Annotated in this window: 13 protein-coding genes; 3 read left to right on the top strand and 10 right to left on the bottom strand. The window is 71.9% G+C overall.

Features of this window, described 5'->3' with window-relative positions; translation table 11 throughout:
* Positions 1–137: 137 nt before the first annotated feature.
* Complete coding sequence (gene ilvD / locus Q0P88_RS06190; protein ID WP_295012183.1) at positions 138–1,994, bottom strand: dihydroxy-acid dehydratase; 1,857 nt, start codon at positions 1,992–1,994, stop codon at positions 138–140.
* A gap of 84 nt (positions 1,995–2,078) precedes the next feature.
* Here ilvD and Q0P88_RS06185 point away from each other — a divergent pair, with 84 nt between their 5' ends.
* A complete protein-coding gene (locus Q0P88_RS06185) occupies positions 2,079–2,864 on the top strand; it encodes a helix-turn-helix transcriptional regulator (protein ID WP_295012181.1) in 786 nt (261 codons plus the stop codon).
* Between the two features lie 25 nt (positions 2,865–2,889).
* Here Q0P88_RS06185 and Q0P88_RS06180 read toward each other — a convergent pair whose 3' ends face one another.
* The 9 genes from Q0P88_RS06180 to Q0P88_RS06140 form a co-directional block, all read right to left on the bottom strand.
* Entirely contained in the window at positions 2,890–4,311 is a 1,422-nt protein-coding gene (locus Q0P88_RS06180; RefSeq protein ID WP_295012179.1) for an MATE family efflux transporter, read from the bottom strand.
* A 197-nt stretch (positions 4,312–4,508) separates the two neighbouring features.
* Positions 4,509–5,003, bottom strand: a complete 495-nt coding sequence (locus Q0P88_RS06175) for a MarR family winged helix-turn-helix transcriptional regulator (protein WP_295012177.1) — start codon at positions 5,001–5,003, stop codon at positions 4,509–4,511.
* A 25-nt stretch (positions 5,004–5,028) separates the two neighbouring features.
* Entirely contained in the window at positions 5,029–6,504 is a 1,476-nt protein-coding gene (locus Q0P88_RS06170; protein ID WP_295012175.1) for a glycosyltransferase family 39 protein, read from the bottom strand.
* Positions 6,505–6,563: 59 nt separating this feature from the next.
* The gene (locus Q0P88_RS06165; RefSeq protein WP_295012173.1) at positions 6,564–7,544 is read right to left on the bottom strand and encodes a sensor histidine kinase KdpD; all 981 of its coding nucleotides are present in this window, start codon (positions 7,542–7,544) and stop codon (positions 6,564–6,566) included.
* On the bottom strand, positions 7,541–8,257 hold the full coding sequence (locus Q0P88_RS06160) for a response regulator transcription factor (protein WP_295012171.1): 717 nt from the start codon (positions 8,255–8,257) through the stop codon (positions 7,541–7,543). The genes Q0P88_RS06165 and Q0P88_RS06160 overlap by 4 nt, the downstream gene beginning before the upstream one ends.
* 1 nt (position 8,258) lies before the next feature.
* Complete coding sequence (locus Q0P88_RS06155; RefSeq protein WP_295012169.1) at positions 8,259–8,738, bottom strand: DUF3060 domain-containing protein; 480 nt, start codon at positions 8,736–8,738, stop codon at positions 8,259–8,261.
* A gap of 31 nt (positions 8,739–8,769) precedes the next feature.
* Entirely contained in the window at positions 8,770–9,981 is a 1,212-nt protein-coding gene (locus Q0P88_RS06150; RefSeq protein WP_295012167.1) for an OmpA family protein, read from the bottom strand.
* Between the two features lie 101 nt (positions 9,982–10,082).
* Positions 10,083–10,817, bottom strand: coding sequence for an IclR family transcriptional regulator (locus tag Q0P88_RS06145; RefSeq protein ID WP_295012235.1), 735 nt, complete (start codon positions 10,815–10,817; stop codon positions 10,083–10,085).
* 89 nt (positions 10,818–10,906) lie between these two features.
* The gene (locus Q0P88_RS06140; RefSeq protein ID WP_295012165.1) at positions 10,907–11,416 is read right to left on the bottom strand and encodes a CdaR family transcriptional regulator; all 510 of its coding nucleotides are present in this window, start codon (positions 11,414–11,416) and stop codon (positions 10,907–10,909) included.
* Positions 11,417–11,817: 401 nt separating this feature from the next.
* On the opposite strand from Q0P88_RS06140, the gene hutH reads away from it, so the two are divergent.
* Both hutH and hutU read left to right on the top strand, forming a co-directional pair.
* Positions 11,818–13,359, top strand: coding sequence for a histidine ammonia-lyase (gene hutH / locus Q0P88_RS06135; RefSeq protein ID WP_295012163.1), 1,542 nt, complete (start codon positions 11,818–11,820; stop codon positions 13,357–13,359).
* Positions 13,352–15,058, top strand: coding sequence for a urocanate hydratase (hutU, locus tag Q0P88_RS06130; protein ID WP_295012161.1), 1,707 nt, complete (start codon positions 13,352–13,354; stop codon positions 15,056–15,058). The genes hutH and hutU overlap by 8 nt, the downstream gene beginning before the upstream one ends.
* Positions 15,059–15,200 lie beyond the last annotated feature (142 nt).

The raw sequence follows: 15,200 nt of genomic DNA, 5'->3' as shown, positions 1-15,200 counted from the left end.
TGCCGACCGCGAGGCCGAGGTCGTCGGCGCTCGCCGTCTTCGACACGCACCGGAAACGGATCCGAAAGTTCGGCGGGATACGCGCCCTTCGAGCCGAAGATGCGTGCGCGCCGCACCGCCCGCGGCCCGCGGGGGCGTCACAGCTCCGGGACGATGCGGATCGCGCCCTTGTCGGCCGACTGCGCGAAGTGGGCGTAGGCGCGCAGCGCGGGGGTGATCTCGCGCACGCGGTTGCGCGGACGGTAGCCGCCGTTCGCCTCGAGGTGCTCCCTGCGGCGCTCCAGCTCCTGCCAGGGCACCTCGAGCTCGAGCTTGCGGGTCGGGATGTCGATCGAGATGATGTCGCCGTCCTCGACGAGCGCGATCACGCCGCCCGCCGCCGCCTCGGGCGAGATGTGCCCGATCGACAGCCCGGAGGTGCCGCCGGAGAAGCGGCCGTCGGTGATGAGCGCGCATGCCTTGCCGAGGCCTCGGCCCTTGAGGAACGAGGTCGGATAGAGCATCTCCTGCATGCCGGGACCGCCCTTGGGGCCCTCGTAGCGGATGACGACGACGTCGCCCTCCTTGACCTGCTTGTTCAGGATCTTCTCGACCGCCTCGTCCTGGGACTCGCAGACCACGGCGGGTCCCGAGAACGTCCAGATCGATTCGTCGACGCCGGCCGTCTTCACGACAGCGCCGTTCTCGGCGACGTTGCCGTGCAGCACGCCGAGACCGCCGTCCTTCGAGTAGGCGTGGGCGACGTCGCGGATGCAGCCGCCCTCGGCGTCCAGGTCGAGCGCCTCCCAGCGCTCCGACTGCGAGAACGCGGTCGACGAGCGCTTGCCGCCGGGCGCCGCGTGCCAGAGGTCCTGCGACTCGTCCGAGGCGGAACCGCTGCGCACGTCCCAGGCGTCCAGCCACTCCCCGAGAGTCGCGGCGTGCACCGTGTGCACCTGGTCGTCGAGGAGCCCTCCGCGGCGCAGCTCGCCGAGCAGGGCGGGGATGCCGCCCGCGCGGTGCACGTCCTCCATGTAGTACGTGCGGCCGCCGGCGGAGTTCGGGGCGACCTTCGCGAGGCACGGCACCTTGCGCGAGATCGCGTCGATGTCGGCGAGACCGAACTCGACCCCGGCCTCGTGCGCCGCGGCGAGCAGATGCAGGATCGTGTTCGTGGATCCGCCCATCGCGATGTCGAGCGCCATCGCGTTGCCGAACGCGGCGTAGGTGGCGATGCTCTTCGGCAGCACGCTGTCGTCGTCGTCCTCGTAGTAGCGGCGGGCGTTCTCGACGACGAGCGACCCCGCCTTCTCGTACAGGGCGCGACGGGCGGTGTGCGTGGCGAGCACCGATCCGTTGCCGGGCAGGGACAGGCCGATCGCCTCGGTGAGGCAGTTCATCGAGTTCGCGGTGAACATGCCGGAGCAGGATCCGCAGGTGGGGCAGGCCGACTCCTCGATGCGCAGGATGTCGGCGTCCGAGATCTTGTCGTTGACGGCGTCGCTGATCGCGTCGACGAGGTCGAGCGTGCGCACGGTGCCGTCCACGAGCACGGCACGGCCCGCCTCCATCGGGCCGCCGGAGACGAACACCGTCGGGATGTTGAGGCGGAGCGCTGCGAGCAGCATGCCGGGGGTGATCTTGTCGCAGTTGGAGATGCACACGAGCGCATCCGCGCAGTGCGCGTTGACCATGTACTCGACGGAGTCGGCGATGAGGTCGCGCGAGGGCAGCGAATAGAGCATGCCGCCGTGACCCATCGCGATGCCATCGTCGACCGCGATGGTGTTGAACTCGCGGGGGATGCCGCCGGCCTCGCTGATGGCCTCGGAGACGATGCGTCCGACCGGGGCGAGATGGGTGTGGCCCGGCACGAACTCGGTGAACGAGTTGGCCACGGCGATGATGGGCTTGCGACCGAGGTCCGCGCCGTTCACGCCCGCGGCGCGGAAGAGGGCGCGGGCGCCCGCCATGTTGCGTCCGTGGGTGACCGTGCGAGAGCGATAAGCGACCATGCCCCCATTGTGGACCCGACCGGTGCTCGTGCCGAGTCCCCGGGCAGGGAGGCTTTGTACTAGTACTCGGAGTACTGTTTTCGCATGATCCGTCCGCGCACCCCCCGCCGCGAGCAACTGGGCGAGTTCCTCGCGACCCGACGTCGTGCGGCGAGCCGCTCCGCGCTCGGTCTGCCGTCCGCACCGCGGCGCGGCGACCTCGGGCTCAGTCGCGAAGAGGTCGCGGCGCTCGCCGGCGTCAGCGCGAGCTGGTTCACCTGGCTCGAGCAGGGCCGTGACATCGGCGTCTCCCGGCAGGTGCTCGGCGCCGTCGCGCGCGTGCTGCAGCTGAGCGCCGCGGAGATGGACTACGTCGTGCACCTCGCCGGTCCCGATGACGAGACGGTCGCCGAGGAGCCGGAACGGCTCCCGAGCCACCTCCAGAGGCTCGTCGACGCCCTCGACTTCCCCGCGTTCGTCGTGGCGAGCGACTGGGCGATCGTCGGCTGGAACGCGCCCTACGCCGGGCTCTACGAGCCGATCGCGACTCTCGCGCCCGCCGATCGCAACCTGCTCTGGCTCGTCTACACGGATCCGCAACTGCGCCGCATGCTGCCGGACTGGGACCAGGAGAGCCGTCGGTTCCTCGCGGAGTTCCGCGCGGAATCGGGCGTGCGGCTCGGGTCGCACCGTCACCGTGCACTCGTCGCCCGCCTGCAGGAGGCGAGCGACGACTTCCGGATCCACTGGGCCGAGCATGCCGTCGAACGGTTCTCCTCCCGTCGACGGGTCTTCGAGCACCCCGTCCAGGGCCGGCGCGTCTTCGAGCACCACAGCCTGGTGCCGTCCGACGCGCCGGGGCTCTCGATCGTCCTCTACGTCCCCGTCTGAGCGGTCGCGGCCCGACCGTCGCGGCTCACGCGGACGCCGTCGCCGGATCGGCGTCCTCCGCGGCGACCTCGGCCGCGCTCGCCGCGGCCTCGGGGGACGGCGCGGCGTCGAGCGCACGACGTGAGGTCCAGAACAGCACGGCGGCGAGCAGGAACGTCAGGAACTCCGTCACCGCCATCGCCCAGATCACGCCGGGCAGGCCGATGACGGCGTTGCCGAGCAGGATGACGGGGATGAACAGCACACCCTGGGCGACCGACATGATCGTCGCGTTGCGCATCTGCTCGGTGGCCTGGAACACGGCGATCGCGAGGCCCGTGAAGCCGTTGAAGAGCGTGGAGATCAGCATCGCGGTGAGCAGGGCGGATCCGTCGGACAGCACAGCGGGGTCAGTGCTGAAGAGGCGCAGGATCGGATCCTTGAAGAGCAGCACCAGCCCGGAGAACACGACCGTGAACGCCGCGATGGCGAGGGCGACGCGCGCGATCGCCCCGCGCAGGCGGGCGTGGTCGCCCGCACCGAAGGCATAGGCGAAGAGGGGGAGAGCACCGAGGAACATGCCCATGCAGATCATCTCCGGCAGCTGCACGACGCGCTGCGCGATCCCCATCGAGGCCAGCAGCGCCTCGCCGTAGCCGGTGCCCACCCAGTTCATCACCAGGGCGCTGACCAGCAGGAACGACGACATCAGCAGCTCGGACACGCCCACGCCGAAGACGGTGCGCAGCATCTCGCGATCGGCGCGGAACCAGCGGGGGGCGAGCGACACCGCCGTGGACCGGCGGCTCAGCCACCACACGTAGTAGCCCGCCATGACGACGTTCGAGAGCCCCAGGGCGATGCCCGCACCGAGCACGCCCCAGCCGAGGCCGAGGATGAAGACGACGTCGAAGACGAGGTTCGCGACCGTGGAGGCGATGAGCCCGATCATCGAGGCGGTCGCGGCGCCCTCGGCCCGCACGAGCTGTTCGAGCGAGAAGGAGAGCACGAGCACGGGGGTGAAGGCGAACATCGCACCGATGTACTGCGCGGTCGGCGCGAGCGCGGGCCCCGTCGCACCGATGACGGCGGCGATCGGGGTGGCGAGCAGCAGCCCGGCGATGCCGACGACGACACCGGTCGCGAGCGAGCCCCAGAACGTGAAGGAGCCGACCTCTTTGGCCCGCACGGGGGAGGAGTCCTCCCCGCCGTCGGCGCCGAGCAGGCGGGAGACGTAGGTGCTGCCGCCCACGCCGAAGACCCCGCCGACGGCCATGATGAGCGCGAAGACCGGCATCGAGTAGGCGAGGGCCGCGAGCAGCGACGTGTCGTGCAAGGCGCCGATGAAACCGGCGTTGATGAGGTTGTAGACGACCCCGACGGACATGCCGGCGATCATCGGGATGCAGAGGTGCAGCAGCGCGCGCCAGATCGGCGCGGATGCCAGGGAGAGGCGGTTGCGGGACATGGGGACCTCCAGGGGTCGGTCGGGGGCGCGACGAAGGGACGCGGGACGCGGTGGGTGGCGTGGATCCGCGTCCTGCGGACACGCCGAAGAGGGCGACGGCGGTGCGGCGGGGCCGCGGAAGCCGGCGACTCGCGGGAAGGATGCCGTTCTGGGCCGGGCTCAGGTGGTCCGGGCCGGGCTCCCGTTCTGGGCCGGGCTCAGCCGGTCCGGCGTGGACGGCCGGGGCGATCGACGGATCTGCGGGCCGGTGGCCCCTGCATCACGGGGATGCCGGATCCGTCGATCGTCTTCTGCAGGAGGCGGAGCAGTGTCTCCTGCTCGGCCTCGGTCAAGGGGGCGAAGACGCGGGCCTGGGCCTCGCGCATGGCGTCGTCGAAGCCGACGACGAGACGGGATCCCTCCGCGGTGGCGCGGACGAACTTCACGCGCGAGTCGTCGGGCGACGCGCGGCGCGTGATGAGCCCGCGCTCCTCGAGCCCCTGCAGGAGACTCGTGACCGAGGCGGGCGTGGTGCCGGACACCTCGGAGAGCTCGCGCGCGATGACGCCGCGGTCCTGGTGCTCCTCGATGTAGCCGAGCGTGAACGCCTGCTGCCGGGTGAGGCCGCTGTCGCGCACCCACTCGTCGCCCGCCGCGCGCTGCGCGAAGGCGAGCGTGCGGATGGCCACGCTGAGACGTTCTTCGATCGACATGGTTAGAACTCTAACAGTTTGAAATCTAACTATCAAGCGTCAGGTGCAGGATCGTGGTGACGTGCACGCGATGGGTCTCGACGACCCGATAGCCGAGCGACTCCAGATGCCGCACATCCGGCGAGGCGCTCGGGGACGCACCGCGTTCGAGCGCCCAGACGTCGGGTCCGAGGTCCGCGACGCCGAGCGCCGCATTGGGCCGCGTCCGATCCCAGAGCCCCGTCCGCTCCCGGAACGACACGAGCAGGGCGGGATCCCGCAGCCCGCGGAAGGCGTGAGGGTAGGTCGCGGCGAACAGGCGCGGCTGCTCGGAGTTCTTCGGACGGTCGTCGAAGACGACGGCGGAGCCCGCGCGGGCGTGCGTCTGCAGGTACGCGGCCGCCTCCCGTCCGTCGCTGTCGTCCTTCGCGAACGGCATGCGCTGGACGATCGCGTTCGGCACGAACGAGGCGAGCAGCACGGCGAGGAGCACGCCGGTCGCCGTGGACGTGCGCACGCCGAGGAGCCTCCGCGCCGCGCGCGCGATCGCGAGCACCCCGAGCGCCACCAGGATCGCCGCCGCGGGCGTGCAGAAGGAGAGGTAGCGCACGGTGTACATCGGCGCGATCGTGACGCTCGCCAGGAGGATCGCGCCCGTGGGCAGCGCGACCCAGATGAGGCAGAGGGCGGCGAGCCGGCTCTCGGCGGGGTGGATCCGGCGATCGCGGACGGCGCAGACGACCCCGACGACGAGGAGCGCCAGACAGGGCCAGGCCGTCACGGGATCGAACCACTGCAGCGCGAGGACGTTGAGCGGCGTGAGGTAGTCCCGCGCGGAGAGGAAGCCGATCTGATCGCGCTGGATCGCCGCGAGCACGATCACGGGCGCGGCGAGCGCGACCCCCGCGGCGGCCGCGGCGGCCCAGGGGAGCAGGCGACGACGGGCGAGGAGGAGCACGAACAGTCCGTGCACGGCGACGAGAAGGGCGAGATAGAGGAAGACGTAGATGCTCGCCGCGACCCCGAGCGCGTACCCGGCCCACGCCCACCGATGCCCGGGGCGCTCCCGCAGGAGCACGAGCAGCACCGTGAGCCACACGGCGATCGCGGATCCGATCGCATAGGAGCGTCCCTCGGCGGCCATGAGCACCGTGCGCGGGATCAGGCACGCGATGAGGCCCGCCGTCACGGCCGCCCTCGGACCGCCGAACCTCCCCGCGAGCAGCGCGGTTCCCGCGGCGAGGAACCCCGCCGCGATCGCGCTGGGCAAACGCACCGCGAACTCTCCCGCGCCGAAGACGCCGATCCACACGTGCAGGAAGGCGTAGTACGCCCCGTGCACGCCGTCGACGTGCTGGAGCATCCCCCACAGGGAGGGCCAGGACCGCGAGGCGGACATGACGCTCGCCGCCTCGTCGCCCCAGAACGAGGGGATCCACGATCCCGCGACGCCGAGCAGCGCACCGATCACGCCGATCGGCAGCGTGATCCGCCACAGGCCGGCCGGGGAGGTCGAGGACACGGGTCGAGCCTGTCCTGCTCTGCTGTGAATCCGCCTCAGCGTGCGCCGTGGCCGAGGCGTCAGGCGAGCGGCAGCCGCAGCCTCACGACCGTGCCCGAGCCCTCGGCGGAACGCAGGTCGACAGTGCCGCCATGCCGGCGCAGAATTGCGGCCACCAGGCTCAGGCCGATGCCGGAACCGGGGAGGTCGCGGGCGTTCTGCGCACGTCCGAGCTCATCGAACACGTGCGGCAGGTCGGCCACGGGGATGCCGCGGCCCGTGTCGGCGACCTCGATCACGGCCTGCCCGGCCTCCTCCCGCAGGCGCACCTCGATCGGACCCGCATCCGAGTACTTCGCCGCGTTGCTGAGCACGTTGTCGACGGCGAGCGAGAGCAGATCAGGGTCGGCCCGGAGTGGCGGCACGGGCCAGGGCACGCGAGTCACGGCGAGCGCGATCCGGGATCCGGCATCGGGGCGCTGGGCGGCGAGCGCGGCGATCGCCTCGACGAGGAGCGGCTCGAGGTCGACACGCTCGCGTTCGAGCGGGCGCGATTCCAGCTCGGCGAGCTTGCGCAGATCGCGCACCAGTGCGCCGAGCTTCGCCGCCTGTCGGTCGACGATCGGCCACGCCGGGGGGCCGCCGGCGCCGTTCTGCGCCGCCGCCGAGGCCGCCAGGATCGCGGTGAGAGGATTCTTCAGCTCATGGTCGAGGCGCGCGAGGAAGCGGGCGTGGTGCTCGCGCTCCTGCTGCGCGCCCCGCGCCGAGGCATCGGCGCGGAGGGCAGCGTCCCTCCGGCGACGTCGGATGCGGGCCGCCGCGAGCGTGAGGGCGCCCAGCGCCACCGCGCTCAGCAGCGCACCGGCCAGCAGCGCGGCCCCCGGCAGCGCGAGCGTCGAGACGATCCGCCGCGACTCGCCGGCAGCGGCGAGGACGACGGCGACGGCAGCGCCGGCGAGGATCGGCAGGACGGCGAGGATCCACGAGATGACGCGCGGCCCGCGGCGGGCGGACGGCCGCAGCGGTTCCGCTGCCGGGTCGGTGGCGCCGCGGGCGCTCATGCCGGCCCCACCGGAGCGGCGAAACGGTATCCGAAGCTCTGCACGGTCTCCACGAACCGGGGCGCGGTGGCATCGTCGCCGAGCACGCGGCGCAGCTCCGCGACCCGATGGTCGACCGCTCGGCTCGATGTCGCGAAGTCGAATCCCCACAGCGTCTCCAGCAGGCGGTCCCTGGTGTGCACCTCGTCGGGATGCAGCATGAGGTATTCGAGCAGGGTCATCGCCTTCGGGGTGAGTGTGAGCTCGGCGTCGTCGAGCCAAGCCCGCCGCGCGGTGCGGTCGAGGACGAGTTCATGCGCTCTCAGCCGTGCGGCTGCGGCGAGCGAGGGACTGCCGGCCGCGGTGCGGCGGAGCACCGCACGGATACGCGAGACGAGCTCGTGAGGAGCGAAGGGCTTGTTGAGGTAGTCGTCCGCGCCCTCGTCGAGGGCTGCGCTGCGCTCCCACGATTCGCCGACCTGGGTGAGCAGGACGATCGGCAGCCAGAGGCGCCGCGCTCGCAGACGGCGCACGAGCTCGCGGCCGTCGAGATGCGGCATGAGCACATCGCAGACGACGAGGTCGGGGGCGTGCCGCTCCACCGCGACGAGTCCCTGAGCGCCGTCAGCGGCGATGTCGACGTCGAAGCCGCTGCGCTCCAGGAAGGGGCCGAGGGTGCCGGTGATCGCATCGTCGTCGTCAACGAGCAGGATGCGGGGCCGGATCTCCGCCATGTCAGCCCGCCGTCAGTGTGTTTGCGGATCCGATGTCGCTCACCGTCGGCGTCGCGCCGGTCCAGTGCACGACGTTCGCGTTTCCATTGACGCGCACCGTCTGCACGGTGCCGGCGAGCACGACGTTGCTGCTGCCGATCACCTCGACGAGCGCGGCATCGTCGATGACGAGCTGCGAGCCGGAAGCGTTCACGATGACGTGGTCGCACGCCCCCTCGACTCGCACGATGATCGCATCGTCCATGAGCGCGTACTCGCCGTCGCAACGAACGGTGCGCGTGGCTGCGGCGATCAGAGAGGCGCGGTCCGAGGCACCCTGCGCGGTCGAGGGAGGATCCGTCTCCCGTGCCGGCGTCGGGTCCTGACGGCTCGTGTCAGGGGAGGGCGACGTCCCGTCGACGACGCTCACCGAACAGCCGGCGAGGGCCGTGGCGAGTGCGAGGGCGGCGAGCATGGCCGGGATCCGGTGGAAGGGGGGCATGGTGTTCTCCGGTCGTTCTGTCGTCGGCGGGTCAAGCCGCGGCGGGGATGAAGATCTCGACGCGGCGGTTCAACTGACGGCCGGCCGGATCGTCGTGCCCGTCGATCTCGTTGGGTGCCACGGGTCGTGTCTCGCCGTAGCCGACCGGATCCATGGCGGTCTTCGCGCCCGCCTGCTGGAGGGCGGCGACCACGGATCGCGCGCGGCGTTCGCTGAGGTCCTGATTGTCCGCGTCGTCGCCAATCGCGTCGGTGTGGCCGGAGATCTCGGCGTTCGCGACGCTCTTGGCGACGAGCACCTGCGCGACCGCGGCGATGCTCTTCGCAGCGTCGGGTCGGATGTCGCTGCGGTCGAAGTCGAACAGCACGTCGTCCTGGAAGGTGATGGTGGTGCCGCACGAGGTGATGGGGGCGAGGGCTGAGATCGGTGGGAAGGAGCCGAGCTTCGCGACGGTCGCCAGTTTCTCCGCCTTCACCTCTGAGCCGTTCACCGTGGCCGTGCCGTCGCCGTCGTTCTGGATCCGGATCCGCGGGGCGGTGTAGGTGCCGGATCCGTCCCCGAAGTTCTCGATCTTCACCGAGCCGGCCGTGTAGGTGCCGGACCCGTCGCCGTAGTTCTCGATCCGGATCCCCGGAGCGGTGTAGTTACCGGATCCGTCGCCGAAGACCTCGACCGTGACCTCGCCGTCGGTGTAGGTCCCGGATCCGTCGCCGAAGTTCTGGATGCGGACGGAGCCAGACGTGTAGTCACCGGAGCCGTCTCCGTAATTCTCGATCGTGACCCCGTTGATGGTGGAGACGCCGGATCCGTCGCCGTAGTTCTGCACCGTGCCGTCGGGTCCGGTGTAGTTGCCGGAGCCGTCACCGTAGAGCATCGCGGAGCCATCACCGGAGACGACCTTCCCGCCGGTGTCGCAGCGTGCGGGGGAGACGGTGACGCCGGGGACGTCGGCGAAGCTCTTGTTGATCTCGATCGCGAACGCGTCGGCCGAGCCGGAGAGCAAGCCCAGATCGGGGAGACGGAACAGCGGGACCGGTGGGAACTGCCCGACGTCGTAGCCGGGCACGGTCGGCACCTCCGACCGGGCCTTGCCGGAGGTGGTGGCCGCCGGAGCCGGAGTGGCCTTCGCTCCCACACCCGCCGCGGGGGACGAACAACCGGAGAGAAGAAGGCCGGCGAGTGCGGTGGTGGCGAGGCCGACGCGCCGGAACCGCTGCGGCGCGCGATGCTGCGTGGTGCTCATGACAAGAGGCTAGCGATCCGGTGTCGCGGTTCCGTCGTCGCGCTGTCTCGATCTCGCGACATCCGTTTCGCCCCGCTCCGATGATGTGTGGACCGCGGACTTCACAGGGTCCCGAGGCGGTAGCCGAGGCGTCGCCCGAGCTGCCGTGCGGTGTCCGCGACGGCGACCGCGATCCTCTCCTCGTCCACGTCCTCCTGGTCCCCCCACGTCACCGCGACCGCGGCGATCGGCCAGTCCACGTGGTCCCGCACGGCGACGCCGATCGAGCGGAAGCCCTCCGTGACCTCGCCGTCCTCCCGCGCGAAACCCTCCCGGCGCACCTCGCGGAGCACCTCGCGCAGCTCGGCCGGCCGGGCGGGCCCGCGTCCGGTGCGCTCGGCGAACGACGCCGCATCGGGGTGGAGAGCCCTGACCTGCTCGCGAGGGAGGGCGGCGAGCATCGCCCGGCCCGTGGCCGTCAGAGCGGCGGGGAGCCGCACGCCGACGTCCGTCACGAGCGCAGGCCGGCGTGCGGCCCGCTCCTCGACGATGTACAGCACGTCGCGACCCGTCATCACGGCGAGGTGCGCGCTCTCGCCGATCCGGTCGGCGAGAGCGGCGAGCAGCGGCCGGCCGAGTCGCGCGAGCGGCTCCTGGCGCGAGTACCCGCCCGCCAGCTCGAAGGCGCTCGTGCCCAGGCCCCAGCGTCGCTCCTGGGGCAGATGCACCACGAAGCCGTACCGCTCCATCGTCGCGAGCAGGTGGTAGACGCTCGATCGGGGGATGTCGAGCTCTCGGGCCAAGGCCGACGCGGCGACCGGACCCGCGCGCCGGGCGAGGAAGCGAAGGATCCGCAGGGTCTGGTCCGCTGCGGGGACCTGCGGGCGCTCGTCGCGGGCACCCTTCGGCGAGTCCGTCCCGCCACCCTGGCCGGTGCGATCGGCGTTCACGGTCCCAGGATGCCATGTTCGCCCCGCGTCGGGCCGCCGCCCGCGGCGGGGGCCAGCACGGCGCGGCATGCGAGGTGCATCGCGAGGCGGGTCTCGGGATCCGTGAGGTCGACGCCGAGGAGCTCCTGCACGCGCCGGATCCGCACCGCGACCGTGTTGCGATGCAGATTCAGCGCCGCGGGGGTCGCGACCAGGCTCGACTCCTGGTCGAGATAGACCGACAGCGTGCGCAGCAGATCGCCGCTCGCGCCCCGCAAGGGCGCGAGGAGCGACTCCGCTGCGGGCACGAACGTGTCGTTGCCGATCCAGGCCAGCAGCAGCTGCTCGAGCCCGAGGCTGTCGACGCGGACGAACCAGCCCGTCGCCGAGCGCAGCGCGTACCGCGCATTGCAACGGCAGCGGACCCACCCGATCCGCGAGCCGCTGCGCCCCGGGATCGGGTGCGCCGGCTCCCGGCATCGCCACGCCGCGGAAGCCGCGCTCGTGGATCCGGCGCACCATCGCAACCTGCTGCCAGGGCGTCTCCGCTGCGGCGTCGAGCGGCACCGCGAGGGCGCCGTCGGATCTCCCGCGACGCGGCGTCGAGCACGACGAGGATCGCCGACGCGGAGGCGAGCAGCTCTCCGTCGCTGAGCACCGCGAGGGACTCCGAGCGGGTCACGATGCTGATGGCCGGGGATCGCGTGCTCGCGGAGATCCCCCTCGGTGAAACCGGCGAGCACGGCCGCGCCGGTGCCTCCGACCTGGACGATCGCCGAGTGCACGATGCGCTCGGCGTCCACGGCGGGGTGCGTCCTCGGCCGGGCCGGCGGGGCAGCATGCGGCCCTCCGTCGCGTGTCTGTGATCTCAGACAGAGTGACGTCCCGCGCCCTGTTCGCGCGGAGATCGAGGGTGTGGAATCGAAGCATGCCTCACACTTCTCCCGTGCTCGTCGGTGCCGCGCCCCTCCGCGCCGAGGACGTCGTCGCGGTCGCGCGGCACCACGCCCCGATCGTGATCGACGCCGGCGCCCTGGACCGCGTCGCGGCCGCCCGCGGCGTCATCGACGGCATGGCCGCCGACCCGAATCCGCACTACGGCGTCTCGACCGGCTTCGGCGCGCTCGCCACCACCTTCATCGCCCCCGATCGTCGTCGGCAGCTGCAGCAGAGCCTCATCCGCTCGCACGCCGCCGGCACCGGGGCCGAAGTCGAGACCGAGGTCGTCCGCGCGCTCCAGCTGCTGCGCCTGCAGACCCTCGCCTCCGGCCACACCGGCGTACGCCCGCAGGTCGTCGAGACGTACGCCGCGATGCTGAACGCCGGCATCACCCCGATCGTCCGCGAGTACGGCTCCCTCGGCTGCTCGGGCGACCTCGCCCCGCTCGCCCACGTCGCGCTCGCCGCGATGGGCGAGGGGGACGTCCGCGACGCGTCCGGCGAGAAGGTCCCCGCCGCCGACGCGCTGGCCGCGGCCGGCATCGAGCCCCTGCAGCTCGTGGAGAAGGAGGGCCTCGCCCTCATCAACGGCACCGACGGCATGCTCGGCATGCTCGTCCTCGCCCTGCACGACCTCGAGGACCTCTTCCTCACGGCCGACATCTCGGCGGCGATGTCGATCGAGTCGCAGCTCGGCACCGACGCGGTCTTCGCGGCCGACCTCATGGCGCTGCGCCCGCAGCTCGGCCAGGCCGTCTCCGCGGCGCACCTGCGCGCGTTCCTCGGATCCTCCCCGATGGTGCACAGCCACAAGGGCCCGGAGGACGGCCGGGTGCAGGACGCCTACTCGCTGCGCTGCTCGCCGCAGGTGCACGGCGCCGCTCGCGACACCGCGTCCTACGCCGCCACGATTGCCGAGCGCGAGCTCGCGAGCGTCGTGGACAACCCCGTCGTCACGAGCGACGGCCGCATCGAGTCCAACGGCAACTTCCACGGCGCGCCCGTCGCCGCCGTGCTCGACTTCCTCGCGATCTCGGTCGCCGACGTCGCCTCGGTCGCCGAGCGCCGCACCGACCGCGCGCTGGACCCGGCCCGCAGCCAGGGCCTGCCGCCGTTCCTCGCCGACGAAGTCGGCGTCGACTCCGGTCTGATGATCGCCCAGTACGCCGCCGCCGGCATCGTCTCGGAGCTCAAGCGGCTCGCCGTGCCCGCCTCGGTCGACTCGATCCCGTCCTCCGCGATGCAGGAGGACCACGTCTCGATGGGCTGGGCCGCGGCCCGCAAGCTCCGCCGCGCGATCGATGGCCTCGGCCGCGTCCTCGCGATCGAGATCCTCACCGGCGCCCGTGCGCTCGACCTGCGCGCGCCGCTCGAGGCCGGACCCGCCACGGGCGCGGTCCGCGACCTCGTCCGCACCGTGGCCGGAGGCCCCGGCCCGGACCGATTCCTCAGCCCGGACATGGAGGCCGTCGCTGCGCTCGTGCAGTCCGGCCGGATCGCTGCGATTGCGAAGGAGCACGCGAATGACTGACACCACCACTTCTCCTGCGGTTTCTCCGGCGGGCGGCCCGACGCTGTCGGATCCGACCCGCTCCATCCGCGCCCCCCGCGGCAACCAGCGCACCGCGAAGAGCTGGGGCGCCGAGGCCGCCAAGCGCATGCTCATGAACAACCTCGACCCCGAGGTCGCCGAGCACCCCGAGGACCTCGTGGTCTACGGCGGTACCGGTCGTGCCGCGCGCAGCTGGGAGGCCTACGACGCGATCGTGCGCACCCTCGACGAGCTCGAGCCCGACGAGACCCTGCTCGTGCAGTCCGGCAAGCCGGTCGGCGTGTTCCGCACGCACGAGTGGGCGCCGCGCGTGCTCATCGCCAATTCCAACCTCGTCGGCGACTGGGCGACCTGGCCCGAGTTCCGCAGGCTCGAGGCCGAGGGCCTGATGATGTACGGCCAGATGACGGCCGGATCCTGGATCTACATCGGATCCCAGGGCATCCTGCAGGGCACGTACGAGACGTTCGCCGCGGTGGCCCGCTCGCTCGGCAGGGACTCGCTCAAGGGCACCCTCTCGCTCACCGGCGGCGCCGGCGGCATGGGCGGTGCGCAGCCGCTCGCCGTCACCCTGAACGACGGCGTCTGCCTCATCGTCGACGTCGACGAGTCGCGTCTCGCGCGCCGCGTCGACCACGGCTACCTCGACGTCTACGAGACCGACCTCGACGCGGCGATCGAGCGTGCGGTGGCGGCGAAGGACGCCGGCGAGGCGCTCTCCGTCGGCATCGTCGGCAACGCGGCCGAGGTCTTCCCCGAGCTGCTGCGCCGGGGCGTGCCGATCGACATCGTCACCGACCAGACCAGCGCGCACGACCCGCTGGCGTACCTGCCGATCGGGATCTCGGTCGAGGACTGGAAGGCCGAGGCCGAGCGCGACCCCGAGGAGTTCACCCGCCGCTCCCGCGAGGCCATGGCCGCGCAGGTCCGCGCGATGGTGGCCTTCCAGGACGCGGGCGCCGCGGTCTTCGACTACGGCAACTCGATCCGCGCCGAAGCGGTGCTCGGCGGTTTCGACCGCGCGTTCGAGTTCCCCGGTTTCGTGCCGGCGTACATCCGCCCGCAGTTCGAAGAGGGCCGCGGCCCGTTCCGCTGGGCGGCGCTCTCGGGCGACCCGGAGGACATCTACAAGACCGACCGCGCCATCGCGGAGCTCTTCCCCGAGGACGCCGCGCTGCACCGCTGGCTGGAGAAGGCCGGTGAGAGGGTGCACTTCGAGGGCCTGCCCGCCCGCATCTGCTGGCTGGGCTACAAGGAGCGCCACCTCGCGGGCCTGAAGTTCAACGAGATGGTCGCCTCGGGCGAGCTGAGCGCGCCGATCGTGATCGGCCGCGACCACCTCGACTCCGGATCGGTCGCCAGCCCGTACCGCGAGACCGAGGCCATGAAGGACGGATCCGACGCGATCGCCGACTGGCCGCTGCTCAACGCCCTGCTGAACACGGCCTCGGGCGCGAGCTGGGTGTCGCTGCACCACGGCGGCGGAGTCGGCATCGGCCGCTCCATCCACGCCGGCCAGGTGACCGTGGCGGACGGATCCGCCCTGGCCGCCGAGAAGCTCGAGCGCGTGCTCACCAACGACCCGGGTACCGGCGTCATGCGGCACGTCGACGCTGGCTACGACCACGCGAAGGACATCGCCCGCGAGCGCGGCCTCACCGTCCCGATGGGTCTCTGAGCCCGGTCTTCCCCGGGGTGAGGTCGGGTCGTTGAGCGAGGCCGCGCGCCGCGCGACCGAGACGAAACGCGGTGAGCACGGGCCCGTCCCGCGCCCGAGTCGGCCCGCGGCGAGGTCGGGGTCGTTGGGCGAGGACGCGCGC

The sequence above is a fragment of the uncultured Microbacterium sp. genome (assembly GCF_945952435.1).
GTDB lineage: Bacteria > Actinomycetota > Actinomycetes > Actinomycetales > Microbacteriaceae > Microbacterium.
Note: the sequence above shows the minus strand (reverse complement) of the source record. Positions and strands in the feature narration are given on the sequence as shown.

Bases quoted from the DNA above. Each gene is read 5' to 3' on its own strand.
- Q0P88_RS06175 (WP_295012177.1), bottom strand. From the start codon at position 5,003: ATGTCGATCGAAGAACGTCTCAGCGTGGCCATCCGCACGCTCGCCTTC.
- Q0P88_RS06160 (WP_295012171.1), bottom strand. From the start codon at position 8,257: ATGGCGGAGATCCGGCCCCGCATCCTGCTCGTTGACGACGACGATGCG.
- Q0P88_RS06165 (WP_295012173.1), bottom strand. From the start codon at position 7,544: ATGAGCGCCCGCGGCGCCACCGACCCGGCAGCGGAACCGCTGCGGCCG.
- Q0P88_RS06155 (WP_295012169.1), bottom strand. From the start codon at position 8,738: ATGCCCCCCTTCCACCGGATCCCGGCCATGCTCGCCGCCCTCGCACTC.
- hutU (WP_295012161.1), top strand. From the start codon at position 13,352: ATGACTGACACCACCACTTCTCCTGCGGTTTCTCCGGCGGGCGGCCCG.
- Q0P88_RS06185 (WP_295012181.1), top strand. From the start codon at position 2,079: ATGATCCGTCCGCGCACCCCCCGCCGCGAGCAACTGGGCGAGTTCCTC.
- hutH (WP_295012163.1), top strand. From the start codon at position 11,818: ATGCCTCACACTTCTCCCGTGCTCGTCGGTGCCGCGCCCCTCCGCGCC.
- ilvD (WP_295012183.1), bottom strand. From the start codon at position 1,994: ATGGTCGCTTATCGCTCTCGCACGGTCACCCACGGACGCAACATGGCG.
- Q0P88_RS06180 (WP_295012179.1), bottom strand. From the start codon at position 4,311: ATGTCCCGCAACCGCCTCTCCCTGGCATCCGCGCCGATCTGGCGCGCG.
- Q0P88_RS06150 (WP_295012167.1), bottom strand. From the start codon at position 9,981: ATGAGCACCACGCAGCATCGCGCGCCGCAGCGGTTCCGGCGCGTCGGC.